The sequence below is a fragment of the Streptococcus sp. GMD1S genome (assembly GCF_000296875.1).
Classification (GTDB): Bacteria; Bacillota; Bacilli; order Lactobacillales; family Streptococcaceae; genus Streptococcus.
On record NZ_AJQY01000370.1, the window covers coordinates 1 to 1,101 of the forward strand.

The 1,101-nt window shown below is 35.0% G+C and carries 1 protein-coding gene; it reads left to right on the forward strand.

Annotated features, from left to right (window positions below; genetic code table 11):
* The first annotated feature begins 113 nt into the window (after window positions 1-113).
* The gene (locus GMD1S_RS10405; protein WP_000254441.1) at window positions 114-926 is read left to right on the forward strand and encodes a replication initiation protein; all 813 of its coding nucleotides are present in this window, start codon (window positions 114-116) and stop codon (window positions 924-926) included.
* Window positions 927-1,101: the final 175 nt, after the last annotated feature.

The window sequence follows — 1,101 nt, forward strand, 5'->3', positions numbered from 1 at the left end:
ATTATTGACTATTTTGTACCCCATTATTGACTATTTTGTACCCCATTATTGACTATAAAATTAAAAATTGATAGAATATAGCATAATAGGAAACATAGTAAAAGGTAAACAAGATGGTATCAAATAGAAAATCCAGTAAAATCTATGAAGAACTAGCTTCTCGTCAAAATTATTTAGTTGTCCAGGCGAATGACTTGGCCAAAGCTTTTGGTAATTTAAAAGCTTTTGAACACAAGGTTTTAGACTACTGTTTTTCATCTGTAACGAAAGATAGTAGAGTCGGTGATGTCTTTACGGTTCATAGCCTTGACATTATGAAGCACTTTGGATTAACTAAAAACGGTCAGAATTATAGACGGATTGCAGAAGCTTTTTCGAGACTTAACGAGAATACAGCCCTATATATCCCTGAAACATTGCCTGACGGTAGACGTTCAATAATCATGACTCAACTTTTCAGCAGAATAAGATTTATCGAGGATGGCCTTGTAGAGTTCAAATTCTCTGAAGATGCTGGACCTTTAGTTTTTGAGTTGAAAAGAAACTACTACTCTTTCCATTTGGATGAGTTAGGAAATGTGAAATCAAAGTATTCTTTGATCTTGATGAAACTTTGGGAAGCATATCGCTTAGGAAATCGAGAATATACAACCATTAAGGGAAGTTTAGAGGAGTGGCAAGATTGGTTCTTGGGTGAAGAGAAGTCATGGCCTGCAGGTTTGTTTAAGAGGAACGCTCTAATGGTGGCATGCGAAGAATTAGAAATGAAATTCAACGCTGATATAGATTTAACAACTGTAAAAAAAGGACGAAAAGTTATCGGGTATGAGATGGTAATTAGGGATAGACGGATGCCAACCACTGCAGATGTAATCATAGAGGCAGAGAAAGCATCACATCAGACAGACATCTATGATTTTTTGTAATTTGAACTTATATTAAAAATTGAGGCTTGCGTATGCAGCCTTTTTTCTTTGAGAAAGATAGAGATTGAAAAAGAGTTCGTTAACTCATTGGTGCTACTAGCTTTATAGCAATATTGCGCTGAGGTGGTTAATTATTTTCTAGGATGAGAAACATATTTTGTAAAAAATGTTGTTG

What these genes read in the sequence shown, in the direction of transcription:
- GMD1S_RS10405 (WP_000254441.1), top strand. Translation starts at nt 114, where the DNA reads ATGGTATCAAATAGAAAATCCAGTAAAATCTATGAAGAACTAGCTTCT.